This is a genomic window from Bacteroides zhangwenhongii (assembly GCF_009193325.2).
Lineage (GTDB): Bacteria > Bacteroidota > Bacteroidia > Bacteroidales > Bacteroidaceae > Bacteroides > Bacteroides zhangwenhongii.
Window position 1 is genome coordinate 4,225,025 of record NZ_CP059856.1, and the last position, 16,474, is coordinate 4,241,498.

The following is a 16,474-nucleotide window of genomic DNA, read 5'->3' on the forward strand; positions in this document are numbered from 1 at the left end:
TATTTTTGCACCATGTTACAGTTTGAGAATCAAAAGATAAAACAAATAGTACGCAAGGTACTTCCGGTAATAACGCTGGTAGTCATGCTATATTCCTGCGCCAGTATCGGACGACCGGACGGTGGTCCTATTGACGAGACACCACCCCGTTTTATAGGTAGCACTCCTGTTGCAGGTGCTTTAAATAATAAGAGGACTAAAGTCTCTTTGGTGTTTGACGAATTTATAAAACTGGAAAAGGCGACTGAAAAGGTGGTTGTTTCCCCTCCTCAGATACAGCAGCCTGAAATAAAGGCTTCCGGCAAGAGGATACAAGTGAATCTGCTTGACTCTTTGAAGCCTAATACTACTTATACAATCGACTTTTCGGATGCTATTGTCGACAATAATGAAGGTAATCCGTTGGGTAATTTCGCTTTTACCTTTTCTACGGGTACGGAAATCGATACGATGGAAGTTGCAGGAACTTTGCTTGATGCTTCTAACTTGGAGCCGATCAAAGGTATGCTTGTCGGGTTACATTCCAATTTGAACGATTCGGCTTTCAACAAATTACCTTTCGACCGTGTGGCACGTACTGACAGTCGGGGACGTTTTTCTATTCGTGGTGTGGCTCCCGGCAAATACCGTATTTACGGATTGATGGATGCAGACCAGAACTTTACTTTTAATCAGAAGAGTGAAATGATCGCTTTTCATGATTCTCTGATTATTCCTCGTATGGAAGAACGTACCCGTATGGACACAGCTTGGGTGGATTCTCTGACGTATGATACGATTGTTGAAAAGAAATATATGCATTATTTGCCGGATGATGTAATTCTCCGTGCTTTTAAGGAATTTAATTATTCACAGTATCTGATTAAGTCCGAGCGGCTTATCCCACACAAGTTTACGTTCTATTTTGCCGGTAAGGCGGACACTTTGCCTGTGCTGAAAGGGTTGAACTTCGATGAAAAGGATGCTTTTGTTATCGAGAAGAATCAACGGAACGATACGATTCATTATTGGGTGAAAGATTCTCTGCTCTTCAAGCAGGATACTCTTGCTATGAGTCTGACTTATCTTTATACAGATACGTTGAATCAATTGGTGCCTCGTACGGATACTTTGAATTTGGTGTCGAAGCAGAAATATAAGAAAGAAGAACCGGAAAAGCCCAAAAAGAAAAAGAAGAAAAAGAAAGATGAGGAAGAAGAACCGGAACCTACAAAGTTCTTACCTGTAAAAGTCAATGTCCCTTCATCAATGGATGTGTATGGGTACATTTCTTTGGATTTTGAAGAGCCGATAGCCAGCTTTGATAGTGCGGCAATTCATTTGCGGCAGAAAGTCGATACGCTTTGGAAGGATATACCGTTCGAGTTTGAGCAGGATTCGATAAATCTGAAAAAGTTCAATTTCTATTATGATTGGGAGCCGACTCTGGAGTACGAGTTTTCGGTAGATTCGACTGCTTTTCATGGTATATACGGATTGTTTACTGATAAAATAAAACAAGGGTTCAAGGTTCGCAGCGAAGATGAGTATTTCACACTTCATTTTAATGTTAGTGGAGCGGATTCGTTGGCTTTTGTAGAATTACTTGATGCCCAAGATAAAGTCGTTCGTAAACGGAGAGTAGAGGAGGATGGAATGGTTGATTTCTATTTCTTGAATCCTGGAAAGTATGCTGCTCGGTTGATTAATGATAGGAATGGAAATGGCGAGTGGGATACGGGAGACTTTGAAAAGGGCATACAACCGGAAGAAGTTTTCTATTACCCTACTATCTTGGAATATAAAGCATTGTGGGATGTGACACAACCATGGGATATTCATGCGACTCCTGTTGATAAGCAGAAACCGGATGAACTTAAAAAACAAAAACCAGATGAAGACAAGAAGAAAAAAGAACGAAATAATCAGAACCGGCGTCGTTAACGTCCGACGTAAACTCATTATTGGATTAGTGGCATTAATGACGGGTGCTTTTGCCCTTCCTGCAAGTGCCCAATGTGAGGCGAAAAATGATGCGTTTCAGACCGGTGAACATGTAATGTATGATTTGTATTTTAACTGGAAATTTGTTTGGGTGAAAGCCGGGCTTGCCAGTTTGACAACAAATGCGACAACTTATCATTCGGAACCTGCGTTCCGGATCAATCTGCTTGCTCTAGGCAGTAAACGGGCGGACTTCTTTTTCAAGATGCGTGACACGCTGACTTGCGTGATCGGGGAGAAGTTGGAACCTCGTTATTTTCGCAAAGGTGCTGAAGAAGGGAAACGGTATACGGTAGATGAGGCTTGGTTCTCTTATAAGGATGGTCTTTGTTTTGTCAATCAGAAGCGCACATATCGAGATGGAAATTTTGATGAGGCAGTTGCAAGTGATAGCCGTTGTATATATGATATGTTGAGTATTCTGGCACAGGCGCGTTCTTACGATCCTGCGGATTATAAGATAGGGGATAAAATCAAGTTTCCGATGGCTACCGGAAGAAAGGTAGAAGAACAGACGCTTATTTATCGTGGAAAGGAGAATGTAAAGGCGGAGAATGGAACAACCTATCGCTGTCTGATCTTCTCATTAGTGGAATATGATAAGAAAGGTAAGGAAAAAGAGGTGATTACCTTTTTTATAACAGATGACCTGAATCATCTTCCCGTACGTTTGGATTTGTATTTAAACTTCGGTTCTGCCAAAGCATTCCTAAACGACGTTAGAGGTAACCGTCATCCGCTGACTTCTATTGTAAAATGAGATAGGTGGGGGGAATAATAACTCTCAAAGGGATTTTATTTTTCTTTTTCTATCTCAAAAGGAACTTTTTGCTCTTTTCGGAACACACTGGATTCGAAGGTCGCAATTAAGTCTCCATTTTGATTGGTAATATCTACTTGATAGCAACCTGTACTCCGACCGATGTAACGTTCGTGTGCTTCAGCATAAAGAGTATCTCCCGGGCCGCTTGCACGAACGAAAGTAATGGTAGATGAAAGAGAGAAAGCGAGTGTGCCGTGTGAATTGGCGGCTGCGGCAAGTGCCAGATCTGCCAAAGTAAAGATAGCTCCTCCTTGTGTGCGTGCTCCCGCATTCAGATGTTCCGGTTTGATATCTAATTTGGCTTTGCTGTATCCATTTCGTACTTCCAGTAGTACTATACCTGCCTTTGTGGCGAATATGTCATTCTTGAAAAACTCTTGTGGCGTCATAATATTTGTTTTTTTAATTTGATATGTATATTTCTTCTGCAAATGTACCAAATTTGTCCTTCATTTGGATTATTTAGGCCGGTCAATTCTATTCAAATGCACTACTTTTGCCATCAAGAAAATTAATCACTTAACAAATAACCCGTGTATTATGAAAACAATTCTTAGCGCATTAGGACTTTCCCTTTTGGTTTTTACGAGTTGCGGTGGACAAAAAAAAGCTGAAGTAGACTTTATTCAGGACAACATTGACAACGCGGTAGCACAAAACACTATTCAAACAGATATTATCGAGAAATCCGGTAAGATTCTGAATCCGAGAACAATTAACAAAGATGGTAGTATTTCTTATATCCCTATTGATGACTGGTGTTCCGGTTTCTTCCCCGGTAGTATGTGGTTGACTTATAATCTGACCGGAGACAAAAAATGGTTACCATTGGCTGAAAAATATACAGAAGCATTAGACTCTGTGAAACATTTGAAATGGCATCATGATGTAGGTTTCATGATTGGTTGTAGTTATCTGAACGGATATCGCCTGGCAGATAAGAAAGAATATAAAGATGTAGTGGTGGAGGCTGCCAAATCCTTATCTACCCGTTTCCGTCCCGGAGCAGGTGTGATCCAGTCATGGGATGCTGATAGAGGTTGGCAAGGAACGCGTGGATGGAAGTGTCCGGTAATTATAGACAATATGATGAACCTTGAACTGCTGTTTGAGGCAACAGCCTTTTCCGGAGATTCCACTTTCTATGATATCGCTGTGAAACACGCCAATACGACAATGGCACACCATTTCCGTCCGGATAACAGTTGCTATCATGTAGTAGACTATGACCCGGAAACCGGTGAAGTACGCAAGAGACAGACAGCACAGGGATATGCGGACGAATCATCGTGGGCTCGCGGACAAGCTTGGGCTCTCTATGGATATACTACTTGCTACCGCTATACGAAAGACGAAAAGTACCTCGACCAAGCACAAAAAGTATATAATTTCATCTTTAATAATAAGAATATGCCGGAAGATCTCGTTCCTTATTGGGATTACGATGCTCCGAATATTCCGAACGAACCTCGTGATGCCTCCGCTGCTGCATGTACAGCTTCTGCACTCTACGAATTGGATGGTTATCGACCGGGTAATCATTATAAAGAAATTGCTGATAAGATCATGGAAAGTTTGGGCTCTCCTGCTTATCGTGCCGAAGTGGGTACAAACGGGAACTTTATCCTGATGCACTCGGTAGGTAGTATTCCTCACGGTCAGGAAATAGATGTTCCCCTGAACTATGCCGACTATTATTTCTTGGAAGCATTGATGCGTAAAAGAGATTTGGAGAAATGAATATGAATAAACCTATCAACCTTCTGGTCGGCGGCTTGACGCTGTTTGCCGCACAAGGATGCAAAGCTCCGAAACAGGTAGCAGAGCAAGTCGAACATCCGAATATTATCTATGTATTCCCTGATCAATACCGTAACCAGGCATTGGGCATCTGGAGTCAGAACGGGTTTCAGGATAAGGTAAACTTTAAGGGTGATCCCGTGCATACTCCCAATCTGGATGCCTTTGCACGTGAATCAATAGTGTTGACTTCGGCACAAAGTAACTGTCCGTTAAGTAGTCCGCATCGTGGAATGCTGCTGACAGGTATGTATCCGAACCGTAGCGGTGTACCTTTGAATTGTAATTCTACACGGCCTATCAGTTCTTTGCGTGAAGATGCGGAATGTATTGGTGACGTATTCAGCAAAGCTGGTTATGATTGTGCGTATTTCGGCAAGCTCCATGCTGACTTCCCGACTCCGAACGATCCCGAACATCCGGGACAATATGTAGAGACTAAGCGTCCGGTATGGGACGCCTATACACCGAAAGACCGTCGTCATGGTTTTAATTACTGGTATTCTTATGGAACTTTCGATGAACATAAGAATCCGCATTATTGGGATACGGATGGTAAAAGACATGATCCGAAGGAGTGGTCGCCTTTGCATGAATCGGGCAAGGTCGTTTCTTATCTGAGAAATGAAGGGAATGTACGCGATACAAAGAAACCGTTCTTCATTATGGTAGGAATGAATCCGCCTCACAGTCCGTATCGTTCTTTGGATGATTGCGAGGAAGAGGATTTCAACCTTTACCGTAGCCAACCGTTGGATAGCCTGCTGGTTCGTCCGAACGTGGATCTGAAAATGAAGAAGGCAGAGTCTGTCCGTTATTATTTTGCGTCTGTGACGGGAGTAGACCGTGCTTTCGGCCAGATCTTGGAGACTTTGAAAGACTTGGGATTGGATAAGAATACGGTTGTTATCTTTGCTTCCGATCATGGCGAGACCATGTGTAGCCAACGTACGGAAGATCCGAAGAATTCGCCTTACTCGGAATCTATGAATATACCTTTCTTGGTACGTTTCCCCGGTAAAATTCAGCCGAGAGTGGATGATCTGCTGTTATCGTCACCGGATATTATGCCTACTGTTCTTGGACTGTGCGGATTGGGGGATTCAATCCCTGCCGAAGTACAAGGCCGTAATTTCGCTCCTCTTTTCTTTGATGAGAAAGCGGAGATCGTACGTCCCACCGGTGCACTCTATATTCAGAACTTGGATGGCGAAAAAGATGAGAACGGATTGGTGCAAACCTACTTCCCTTCTTCAAGAGGTATTAAAACTGCGCAGTATACACTAGCTTTATATATCGACCGTAATACGAAACAGTTGAAAAAGAGCCTTTTGTTTGATGATGTAAAAGACCCTTATCAATTGCACAATTTGCCTTTGGAAGAAAATAAGGAAGTGGTGGAGCAACTCTATCGCGAAATGGGAGCCATGCTGAAAGAAATAAATGATCCTTGGTACACAGAGAAAATTTTGTCGGATCGGATTCCTTATTAAATGACTAGTAATTATAAAACGCAGATTAACACAGATTATCGCAGAGATTGAATCCTTAAGTTTACGATAATTTGCGTTAATCTGCGTTTAAATTAAGAATAGCAATGAAAAATATAACTCTGATATTATTCTTCCTTTTCGGAGGAATTTCTTCTGCTTTTGCTCAACTTATCGGTTTCGAAGACGGAGTTCCCGAAACGTTTAAGGTTTCAGGGAAGGGAGATGTCAAGGTTTCTTCTCTTTTCTACAAAGAAGGGGAGAATAGCCTGGAATGGGATTTTCATCCCGGTTCTACATTGGATGTCCAAATCAATCCGTTGTCTCTGAATGCGAAAAAAGAACAGCAGTTTGGTATTACGTTGTGGATTTATAATGAAAAGCCGCAGCAGGATTCTATTCGTTTCGAGTTCCTGAATAAAGCGGGTGAGGTCTCCTATTGGTTTTCGTATCACTTGAAAGCAGTCGGTTGGCGTGCTTGCTGGATTTCTTTCGCATATATGCAAGGTAATAAGAAGGATAAGAATATTGTTGGGTATCGGCTCGTTGCTCCCGGACGGAAAGGACGTGTCTTTCTTGACCGTTTGATTTTCCCGGAGAAGAAAATGAACCTGAGGACGACTCCCGACCAACAGTTACCGGCTAATAACGGTTTGTCCAATCGTGACCTTTGGCATTGGTGCCTTGTGTGGAAATGGGAACAGCAGTCGTATGATATCCCGTTGGCAACTAAGTTGACCGATAAGCGAAAGAAAGAATTGAAAACGATAGAACAGCGTTTAACGGATTTTCTGGAAGTGAAAAAAGCTCCGCAAGGGCAGATTAATGCAGCTTATAAGACATTTGAAAAAGCAGCTATCACACCTTCTGCTGCCGGAACGGGATTTGTGGGAACTCCTATTGTCGCTCCCGACGAGCAGAATAAGAAGAAAGGGGAAATGTCATGGAATGATATTGAGACCATGCTTGCAGGTTTTGCATACGATTATCTCTGTAATCAGAACGAGGCTTCAAAGAAGAATTACTTTACGGTATTCGATTATGCTATTGACCAGGGATTTGCCTTTGGTAGCGGTATGGGAACCAATCATCATTATGGTTATCAGATTCGTAAGATATATACGACTGCCTGGCTGATGCGTGATGCGATTTATAAACATCCTCATCGGGATGCATATCTCTCTACATTGCGTTTTTGGGCTGCTTTGCAGGAAACCCGCCAGCCATGTTCGCCCACGCGGGACGAACTATTAGACTCCTGGCATACACTGCTGATGGCGAAATTCGTTTCGGCCATGATGTTTCCGGATGCAAGAGAACAGGAACAGGCGTTGAGCGGCTTGTCCCGTTGGCTGTCTTCTTCGTTACGCTATACCTCCGGAACAATTGGCGGTATAAAAGTGGATGGGACTACTTTCCATCACGGAGGTTTTTATCCCGGCTATACCACCGGAGTATTGGCAACAGTAGGAGAATTCATCGCTTTCACGAATGGAACGAGTTTCGAGTTGACGGAAGAAGCCCGCCAGCATATAAAGTCTGCTTTTATGGCCATGCGTAATTATTGTAATCTTTATGAATGGGGAATCGGTATCAGTGGACGTCATCCTTTCGGTGGAAAGATGGGTAGTGATGATATTGAAGCGTTTGCCAATATTGCTCTGTCAGGTGACTTGTCCGGTCAAGGGAATGCGTTCGACCGTAATCTGGCTGCTGATTATTTGCGCTTGGTACGTGGCAAAGATACTCCGAATGCACGTTTTTTTAAGAAAGAGGGTGTCAAGGCAGCCCAAGCTCCACAAGGATTCTTTGTTTACAACTATGGTTCAGCGGGAATATTCCGTCGTGCGGATTGGATGGTGACATTGAAAGGATATACAACTGATGTCTGGGGAGTCGAGATTTATGCGAAAGATAATCGCTACGGGCGTTATCAGAGTTATGGCTCTGTGCAGATTATGGGTAAAGGAAATCCTGTTTCCCGTGCCGGAAGTGGTTTTGTGCAGGAAGGATGGGACTGGAATCGTTTACCGGGTACGACTACCATTCATTTACCCTTTGAGTTGCTTGATAGTCCGTTGAAGGGAACTACTATGGCGCGTTCCAAAGAGAACTTTTCCGGAAGTACTTCTTTGGACGGTAAAAACGGAATGTTCGCTATGAAGTTGATGGAACGTGATTATGAGAACTTTACGCCCGACTTTGTAGCCCGTAAGTCTGTTTTCTGTTTCGATAACAGAATGGTTTGTCTGGGAACGGGTATCACGAACAGTAATACTGAGTACCCAACGGAAACTACCCTTTTTCAGACGAAATATAATGGTAAAGACAGTAAGGTGGGAGATGATGGCTATTGGCTGCATGATGGTTATGATAATTATTATCATGTAGTAGATGGGGCAGTCCGTTCGCAAGTGGCGGAACAGGAGTCGCGCCATGAGAAGACCCGAGCGGTGACGAAAGGAAAATTCTCTTCTGCCTGGATAGCACATGGTAAGGCTCCGAAAGATGGAACATACGAATATATGATTCTTATACAACCTTCTTCTTCCGATTTGGAGGAACTTCGTAAGACCCTGCCATATAAAGTCTTGCAACGTGATCAAACAGCTCACGTCGTTTATGATAAGGAAACGGGTATTACGGGTTATGCTGCTTTTGAAACCTATCAATCTGCAAATGACAAAGTGGTTGCTTCCATTCCGGCCGAAACGATGGTGATGGTTGCACAAGAGTCGGACAAGAGCATTCGCCTGAGCGTATGTGATCCTAACTTAAACATAGAAGAGAAAACATATACAACGAAAGAGCCTAGCCGCCCCATTCGTAAAGAGATATGCCTTAAAGGGCGTTGGACGCTAAAGAGTCCGATGGAAAATGTAACATTGAGGCAACAGGGAGAAAATACCGTATTGACAGTGATTTGCCAACATGGGCAACCTGTTGAGATGCTCATGGAAAATAAGTGATTAGTGAATATTAAGAAAGGGTATTAGTTGCTTTAGTTTCTATGAAAGAAGAGAAGACCGGTTCGTGGTGAACCGGTCTTCTGTATTTTTTATTTATTCAATTTCCATTCGAAACCATCTTTTGTATCTTTGATTTCGAACCCGAGTGCTGTCAGCGTGTTGCGAATCTCGTCGGATGTCGCCCAGTCTTTATTGGCTTTTGCTTTCATACGTTGTTCCAGCAGCATATCTACTACTTTCCCGTATGCCGCCTCACGGCCATCGGAAGAACCCTTTTCCTCTTTCAATCCCATAATGTCAAAACTGAACAGATGGAAAGTCTCTTTCAGATCTTTCAAGTCTTCGGCAGAGATTGTGGCATTGCCGGCAATGATATTATTTATGATACGGGCACCTTCGAAAAGTTGTGCGATGACGATAGGAGTGTTCAAATCGTCATTCATTGCTTCGTAGCATTTGGCACGTAGCTCTTTAACGTTGATTCCTTCTGAAGTAGCGGCGGCTGGAGTTATTTTCTCCAATGCATCGATGGCTTCCATCAGGCGTTGTAATCCTTTCTCCGATGCTTGCAATGCTTCGTTGCTGAAGTCCACCGTACTGCGGTAGTGCGCTTGCAGAATAAAGAAACGGATAGTCATGGGCGTATAGGCTTGCGCCAACAACTTATGGGTACCGTTGAAAAACTCATCCAACGTGATAAAGTTGCCGAGTGATTTGCCCATCTTTGTTCCGTTGATGGTAATCATGTTATTGTGCATCCAATAGTGAACCATATCGTCCCCCTGAGAAGCGACCGACTGTGCAATTTCACATTCGTGGTGAGGGAAAACCAAATCCATTCCTCCACCGTGAATATCGAAGTGTTCGCCCAAATATTTGCGTCCCATAGCGGTACATTCGGCATGCCATCCGGGAAAACCGTCACTCCACGGAGACGGCCAACGCATGATATGCTCGGGTTGCGCTTTCTTCCAAAGGGCAAAGTCGGCGGGATTACGCTTTTCACTTTGTCCGTCCAGTTCACGGGTCGTATTCAGTACATCGTCCAGATTGCGGCCGGAAAGCCTTCCGTAATGGTGGTCTTTGTTGTATTTGGCTACATCGAAATATACGGAACCTTCGCTCTCATAAGCGTAACCGGCATCGAGAATCTTCTGTACCAGTTCGATTTGTTCGATGATATGCCCTGAAGCGTGCGGCTCGATACTTGGCGAAAGTACGTTGAGTGCTTCCATTGCTTTGTGGTAGCGGTTCAGATAATACTGTACAACTTCCATTGGCTCCAGCTCTTCCAAACGCGCTTTCTTTTCGATCTTGTCCTCGCCGTCGTCGGCATCATGCTCCAAATGACCTACGTCGGTAATATTGCGTACATAACGCACTTTGTATCCTAGATGAGTGAGATATCGGAAAAGAACGTCGAATGTAATAGAGGGTCGCGCGTGTCCGAGATGGGCATCACCGTAGACCGTCGGCCCGCATACGTACATTCCTACATGAGGAGCGTGAAGCGGTACGAACAACTCTTTCTTTCTATTTAAAGTGTTGTAAATTGTAAGTTGATGTTCCATAACCTTTTATATTTGTTTTATTGGAATCGCAAAGTTAGTATAAAATCCGGATATGTAGGCTATTGTTGATAGATAAACTTCTCAATGGCTTCGGCAACGCCATCTTCCTCATTGCTTAAGGTAATGTAGTCAGCCGCTTTTTTCACCGGTTCCTGAGCGTTCCCCATAGCAATACCCAGTCCTGCGAATTTTATCATGGAAAGGTCATTGTAGCCATCCCCCATTGCTATTATTTCTTCACGTTTTACACCTGTCTCTTCTAATAAAACACCAAGAGACAGTGCTTTGTCAATACCTTGTGGGACTAATTCAAGAAAATAAGGTTCTGAACGGAAGACATTGATACGTCCTTGTAGCTGAAGACATAGTTCCGATTCCAAAGGAATGAGTCGGTCCGGATCTCCCACAATCAGACATTTAGCTACCGGCAGGGTGATATCAGTAAGAAAATCGTTGGTTTCACGAATCGCCATTTTATTCAGAAACGCTTCTTTTTCTACGTATGGGTCATGGGAATTCTCAGTCACAATCTCTGCTCCGTCGTAAGTCAATATAGTCAGATGGTATGTGCGGGCAGCTTCATAAAGTCGGGGAATGATATCATTAGGCAACACGTTCTCGTATATCATTTCATTCGTTTCCCAGTTGATGATTTCTCCTCCGTTATAGGACAAGATGAATCCGCCGAACTCGTTCATCCGCAATTCATTGGCTAGAGGTACGATACCATAGGTTGGTCGTCCGGAGGCTAAGACAAGTCGTACACCTTGTTCTTGTACACGTATCAATGCCTCTTTGTTGTGGAGGGTGATTTCTTTCTTGGAGTTGGTCAGTGTGCCGTCAAGGTCGAGCACGATAAGTTTGTATTTCATGCTGTATGGTTGGGAAAATTACAACTCTTTTCCGATCTTTTGTATTATTGTTAATAACTCAGGAATGCTTTCTTTAACCGTCGCAAAGATTACTTCTGCATCTATTTCAAAATAATGATGGACAATGATATCTCTCATACCCATTACTTCTCTCCATGGAATTTGTGGATATTTAGGAAATAATTGCTTATTAGTCAGTTTATCTAAATTCTTGATACTTTCGCCTACAGCTATAAGTTTCATACAAATTCCATCAAGTAGAGAGGTACCTCCGGGAGTATCTAAGAAATCATTTACCGTATGAATATTTTCACAACGTTGAAGAATAATTTCAAGTGATTCGGCTATTTTGCCAATTAAGTGTTTTACTTTGGCATTATCATTACACATAGAGTGCCTCCTGCTGTATTTCATGTTTTAAGAACTCGTCCATGTGTTCACGGAGACGAACAAGATCTACCGGACAACCAAATAATGCCTCTAATTCGTTTTTTATACGAGCTAAAGTAAACAAAGTGGGGGCGGTACCTTCGAAACAGATGTCTACGTCGCTACCTTCATGCTGTTCTCCTCTTGCTACACTGCCGAAAATCCCCATGTGTGTGATACCATATTCAGCAGCGCGGCTATGCATATAATTGCGTAGTATTTGGAGGTATTCATTCGTAGTTTTCATAACATTTCTATTATATGATAACAAAGATAATAATACTTTTTATTATTGATAGTTTTTGAGCGTTTTATTTTAGCAAGTCCACCCATTGTTCACTACTCAATGCTGGCAATGTTTCGCTATCAGTAACGAATGTCTCTGCCAGTTTTCGTTTTTCGTCTTGAAGTTGAAGGATTTTTTCCTCTATACTGCCTTGAGTAATGAAACGATAGGCAATCACTTGTTTATCCTGCCCGATGCGATGGGCACGGGCTATAGCTTGTGATTCGGCGGCAGGATTCCACCAGGGGTCGATGATAAATACGTAGTCGGCCTGTGTCAGATTAAGTCCTACTCCTCCCGCTTTCAAAGAAATAAGGAAAGCCTGCACATCTTTTTGTTCGGTGAAATGGGCTATTTCGGAAGGTCGGTCGTTGGTAGCTCCTGTCAGTAAGGCGTACTTCCAGCCACGTTCCTGAAAGGCCTCTGCCAGTACTTCCAGATGTTTGACGAATGAAGAGAATATTAATACTTTGTGTCCTTCACTCCGTAGGGTGTCGAAAGTCTCAATGATTTGTGAGGTTTTCCCGGAAGATCCCGTGAAATCAGGAAAGATTAGTTGAGGATGACACGCCAATTGGCGTAAGCGTAGAATTCCGTTCAAGACACTGAATGAGTGCAGTTTGTCCGTACTTTGAGGATGTTGAAGCAGAATATTGCGCAGGCTGTTTTTCTCTTGCTCATACCAGGTGTTTTGTTCTTCCGTCATATCACAATAGATTGTCTCTTCCGTAAGCGGAGGAAGTTCCGGAGCAACCTCTCTTTTACTTCTGCGGAGAATGAATGGAGCGATCAACTGTTGCAGTTGTGCTTCTATGCGGGTATTCCCTTGACGGATTGGTAACATAAATCGCTTTTGAAAACTGCTTTCCGAACCTAGCAGGTCCGGTTGTATGAAGTGGAATTGCGCCCACAGGTCTTTAAGGGAATTCTCAATCGGAGTACCGGTAAGTACTAGTTTGTACTTGCTTTGCAGTTGGATAGCCGAATGGAAGGTGAGCGATTCGCTATTCTTGATATTCTGGCTCTCATCGAGTACGATGTATTCAAAACAGTAGGAGCGGAGTATGTCAATATTCTTTCTCATTGTCCCGTAAGTTGTGAACACTAAATGAAAACGTCCGAAAAACTTCTCCGGATGTGTCTTGCTGAGAATACTGGTACTCGTGTATTCTACCATTGAAAGCGTGGTAAAACGTTTTGCTTCCCGACGCCAATTATGAAGTAACGACGTGGGGACCACAATAAGTGTAGCGGGTTTTCGTGGCTTTCGTGCTTGTGGTTGTGATACATTTTCCGGATTCATTTCTTTTCCACGAATCTCGTGTGGCTGGGGCAGTAACTCATCTTCGGAGTCGAAAGAGAATAAAGAGAACTGTCCGTCGGTATCCGCTTTTGCTTCCCGGATGGCGGGAGAAGAGACGGTAATATCCGCAGTCTGACGGGCGGTTGGGGATATTGGCTTATAGATATATTGTAGCAGGGTAAGTGTCTGAAGTGTCTTTCCCAATCCCATGTCGTCTGCCAGGCATCCGCCGAATCCTTCTTTGTTGAGATGTACCATCCACGAGAATCCTTTTTCCTGATAGGGACGTAGCTGTGCTTTTAGTCCTTTGGGCGGATGAATGCTACGTATTTCTTTCTTGAATGTAGGAGTCTTGGATGCAGGTGTATTCAAGATAGTCTCTACTACGCCTATGAATGTATGCTTTAAGCGGAATCCTTTTTCTGTCTGGACTCCCATTTCCAGCATATTCGTGTATTTGCTGAACCATTCTTCCGGTAATAAAATCATTCGCCCGTCCGGTAGCAGGAACTCCCTTTTCTCTTCAAGGATATGTTTCCGGAAACGTGTGAAGGGAATACGTAGGCCACCGATGACGACGGTAATATGTAATTCAAACCAGTCGGGATTATCATCGCAACTTTGTTCGATACGTATTTCGTCCAAACAATAAGGTGTGCTCCCCATATTACCGGATAATATAAAAGATTGTTGTAATATTTCCCGGTGGTTGCTGATCCATTCGGAGAGTGTTCTTTCGGGAATATCGGGCGATAACTGAAAGTGGGCATCGCTGATACGTTGTAGTCCGGCATTTGTCAAGAAGTGTATCACTCTTTTCTCTGCATTGGCATTTCGCCGGAAACAGCATATCTTTCCGGATTCGTTTCGGTAAATGATTCTTTTCATACCGGTATTGCTGTCCGGAGTAAAGGTCTGGTCGCCATAACGAAAACTAAGCTGTAGCAACTGTTTGTCGTAAATTGTATTTTCGATGATTAACATTGCCTCACAATTTTGTTTCTTCTCGGTCAGGTTCAGTCCCTCAGTCTTGATTTTATGATAACGGGCTATGGGAATGAGAATGTTGTCAATATACTTTTCGGTTTCGGAAGTCGTTACGCTGATGACTTCTTTTTTTGTAAAAGGCAAAAGCCGACTACTTTCAATGTTTGGAAAAAAATACAACTCCATTCCCAATGATAAGGTGGCCGACATGGATGTTAACACATTGACAGGCTTTTGCTCACTGAGAGAGAATGGCTCGCCTTTGTAATAACATTGCAGTTGATAGCGGAAAGTTTTTTCATCTACCTGAAACATGAAACGAACCTCAGCGTCATGTGGATGTACGTGGTAGGCGTGATGGGCATACAGCAGTTTACTTCCCCCTTGTTTCTGATAAAGCGCTAACTTCTTTTCACGTATCAGAGTCAGCATTTCCTGCAATTTTTTTTCAATAAATGGACGGACGTTGTTTTTTATCCGTTCGGGGTCTTCGGATAATTTATGTAGGAAGCGGGAGACTGTTTTCTCTCGGGAGTATACTCCCATCAAATACTTTTCCGTATAGTGTGACGCGATGTCAATAGCCTGCCTTTCCGCTTCACTCATCCGGCTCATAGCTTCGGCAGAGGCGTGAAATGCTTGTTCTACTAATTGTAATGTGTTGTCACTTAATCTTTCAGCTATATAAGGGATGAGCAATATGCCGAGTACGGGATGCTCTGTCAATACAATTATAATTTGTCCATCAGATGTTTTCTCTTTCATTCTCTTTAGGCTTTAACTGACAAAGATACGGGAAAATCCTTAATTTTGCAGTATGATAGAAGAAAATAGACGAGTATTGTTGGGTATGAGCGGTGGCACGGATAGTTCTGTTGCTGCCATGCGACTACTGGAGGCCGGTTATGAAGTAACCGGAATTACTTTCCGTTTCTATGAGTTGAACGACTCGACAGAATATCTGGAGGATGCACGTAGTTTGGCGGAGCGTTTGGGTATTCGTCATATCACGTATGATGCCCGTGATGTTTTTCGTAAGCAAATCATAGAATACTTTGTACAGGAATATATGGAAGGTCGTACTCCGGTCCCTTGTACACTCTGTAATAACTATCTGAAGTGGCCTTTGCTTGCTAAAGTTGCCGATGAAATGGGTGTTTTTTATATAGCGACCGGACATTATGTTCAGAAAGTAAAGTTGGAAGATACCTATTATATAACCTATGCCGCTGATCCGGATAAGGACCAGTCTTTTTTTCTATGGGGGCTGAAGCAAGATATACTTCGGCGGATACTGTTGCCGATGGGGAATATTACAAAAGTTGAGGCTCGTATTTGGGCTGCCGAACGTGGTTTCCAAAAAGTTGCGACAAAAAAAGATAGTATAGGAGTCTGTTTCTGTCCGATGGACTATCGGAGCTTCCTAAAAGAATGGTTAGTCCGAAATGGTCAGTTGCGGTCCGAAAATGTCAGCCATTGGTCTGAAAATGTCAGCTGTTGGTCCGAAATGGTCCGACGGGGAAAATTCGTCGATGAAAAGGGGAATTTTATGGGTTGGCATGAAGGGTACCCTTTCTACACCATCGGTCAGAGACGTGGTTTAGGCATTCATCTGAATCGCCCTGTTTTTGTAAAAGAGATATATCCCGAAAAGAACGAAGTTGTGTTGTCTTCTCTTTCTGCTTTGGAAAAAACAGAAATGCAGCTGAAAGATTGGAATCTTGTAAATCCCCAAAAGATTCTGGGCTACAATGATGTCATCGTGAAAATACGATATCGTAAGCAAGAAAACCATTGCACGGTCACTGTTACACCGGATAATTTACTTCATGTACAACTTCATGAGCCCTTAACTGCAATTGCGGCAGGACAAGCTGCTGCGTTTTATAGAGATGGTTTATTGTTGGGAGGAGGGATAATAGTGAATGCCCGCTAATTTCGGAGGAAAGATGATGTGTATG

12 protein-coding genes are annotated in these 16,474 nt (G+C 43.1%); 6 read left to right on the forward strand and 6 right to left on the reverse strand.

Annotated features, from left to right (window positions below; all coding sequences use genetic code 11):
• Nucleotides 1-12 precede the first annotated feature (12 nt).
• Complete coding sequence (locus GD630_RS16715; RefSeq protein ID WP_143867053.1) at nucleotides 13-1,923, forward strand: Ig-like domain-containing protein; 1,911 nt, start codon at nucleotides 13-15, stop codon at nucleotides 1,921-1,923.
• Nucleotides 1,874-2,743, forward strand: coding sequence for a DUF3108 domain-containing protein (locus GD630_RS16720; protein WP_143867051.1), 870 nt, complete (start codon nucleotides 1,874-1,876; stop codon nucleotides 2,741-2,743). Before GD630_RS16715 ends, GD630_RS16720 begins: the two co-directional genes overlap by 50 nt.
• 35 nt (nucleotides 2,744-2,778) lie before the next feature.
• Here the strand turns inward: GD630_RS16720 and GD630_RS16725 are convergent, their stop codons facing one another.
• A complete protein-coding gene (locus tag GD630_RS16725; RefSeq protein WP_143867049.1) occupies nucleotides 2,779-3,195 on the reverse strand; it encodes a PaaI family thioesterase in 417 nt (138 codons plus the stop codon).
• Nucleotides 3,196-3,346: 151 nt separating this feature from the next.
• On the opposite strand from GD630_RS16725, the gene GD630_RS16730 reads away from it, so the two are divergent.
• From GD630_RS16730 to GD630_RS16740, 3 genes are all read left to right on the forward strand, one after another.
• Nucleotides 3,347-4,546: a glycoside hydrolase family 88 protein gene (locus GD630_RS16730; protein WP_143867047.1), complete on the forward strand. Its 1,200-nt coding sequence runs from the start codon at nucleotides 3,347-3,349 to the stop codon at nucleotides 4,544-4,546.
• Nucleotides 4,547-4,548: 2 nt separating this feature from the next.
• Nucleotides 4,549-6,099, forward strand: a complete 1,551-nt coding sequence (locus tag GD630_RS16735) for a sulfatase family protein (protein ID WP_143867146.1) — start codon at nucleotides 4,549-4,551, stop codon at nucleotides 6,097-6,099.
• A 104-nt stretch (nucleotides 6,100-6,203) separates the two neighbouring features.
• Nucleotides 6,204-9,065, forward strand: a complete 2,862-nt coding sequence (locus GD630_RS16740) for a chondroitinase family polysaccharide lyase (protein ID WP_143867045.1) — start codon at nucleotides 6,204-6,206, stop codon at nucleotides 9,063-9,065.
• Nucleotides 9,066-9,154: 89 nt separating this feature from the next.
• Here GD630_RS16740 and cysS read toward each other — a convergent pair whose 3' ends face one another.
• From cysS to GD630_RS16765, 5 genes are all read right to left on the reverse strand, one after another.
• Nucleotides 9,155-10,636 (reverse strand): cysteine--tRNA ligase, encoded by a 1,482-nt coding sequence (gene cysS, locus GD630_RS16745; protein WP_143867043.1) that lies wholly within the window; start codon nucleotides 10,634-10,636, stop codon nucleotides 9,155-9,157.
• Between the two features lie 59 nt (nucleotides 10,637-10,695).
• Nucleotides 10,696-11,508 (reverse strand): Cof-type HAD-IIB family hydrolase, encoded by an 813-nt coding sequence (locus tag GD630_RS16750; RefSeq protein ID WP_143867041.1) that lies wholly within the window; start codon nucleotides 11,506-11,508, stop codon nucleotides 10,696-10,698.
• 18 nt (nucleotides 11,509-11,526) lie between these two features.
• Nucleotides 11,527-11,922 (reverse strand): HepT-like ribonuclease domain-containing protein, encoded by a 396-nt coding sequence (locus GD630_RS16755; protein WP_238482932.1) that lies wholly within the window; start codon nucleotides 11,920-11,922, stop codon nucleotides 11,527-11,529.
• Nucleotides 11,891-12,184 carry a nucleotidyltransferase family protein gene (locus tag GD630_RS16760; protein WP_143867037.1) on the reverse strand — a complete coding sequence of 98 codons (294 nt, stop codon included), beginning with the start codon at nucleotides 12,182-12,184 and terminating at the stop codon, nucleotides 11,891-11,893. The genes GD630_RS16755 and GD630_RS16760 overlap by 32 nt, the downstream gene beginning before the upstream one ends.
• A gap of 64 nt (nucleotides 12,185-12,248) precedes the next feature.
• On the reverse strand, nucleotides 12,249-15,278 hold the full coding sequence (locus GD630_RS16765; RefSeq protein WP_143867035.1) for a DEAD/DEAH box helicase: 3,030 nt from the start codon (nucleotides 15,276-15,278) through the stop codon (nucleotides 12,249-12,251).
• 52 nt (nucleotides 15,279-15,330) lie between these two features.
• On the opposite strand from GD630_RS16765, the gene mnmA reads away from it, so the two are divergent.
• Nucleotides 15,331-16,449, forward strand: coding sequence for a tRNA 2-thiouridine(34) synthase MnmA (gene mnmA, locus GD630_RS16770; protein ID WP_143867034.1), 1,119 nt, complete (start codon nucleotides 15,331-15,333; stop codon nucleotides 16,447-16,449).
• Nucleotides 16,450-16,474: the final 25 nt, after the last annotated feature.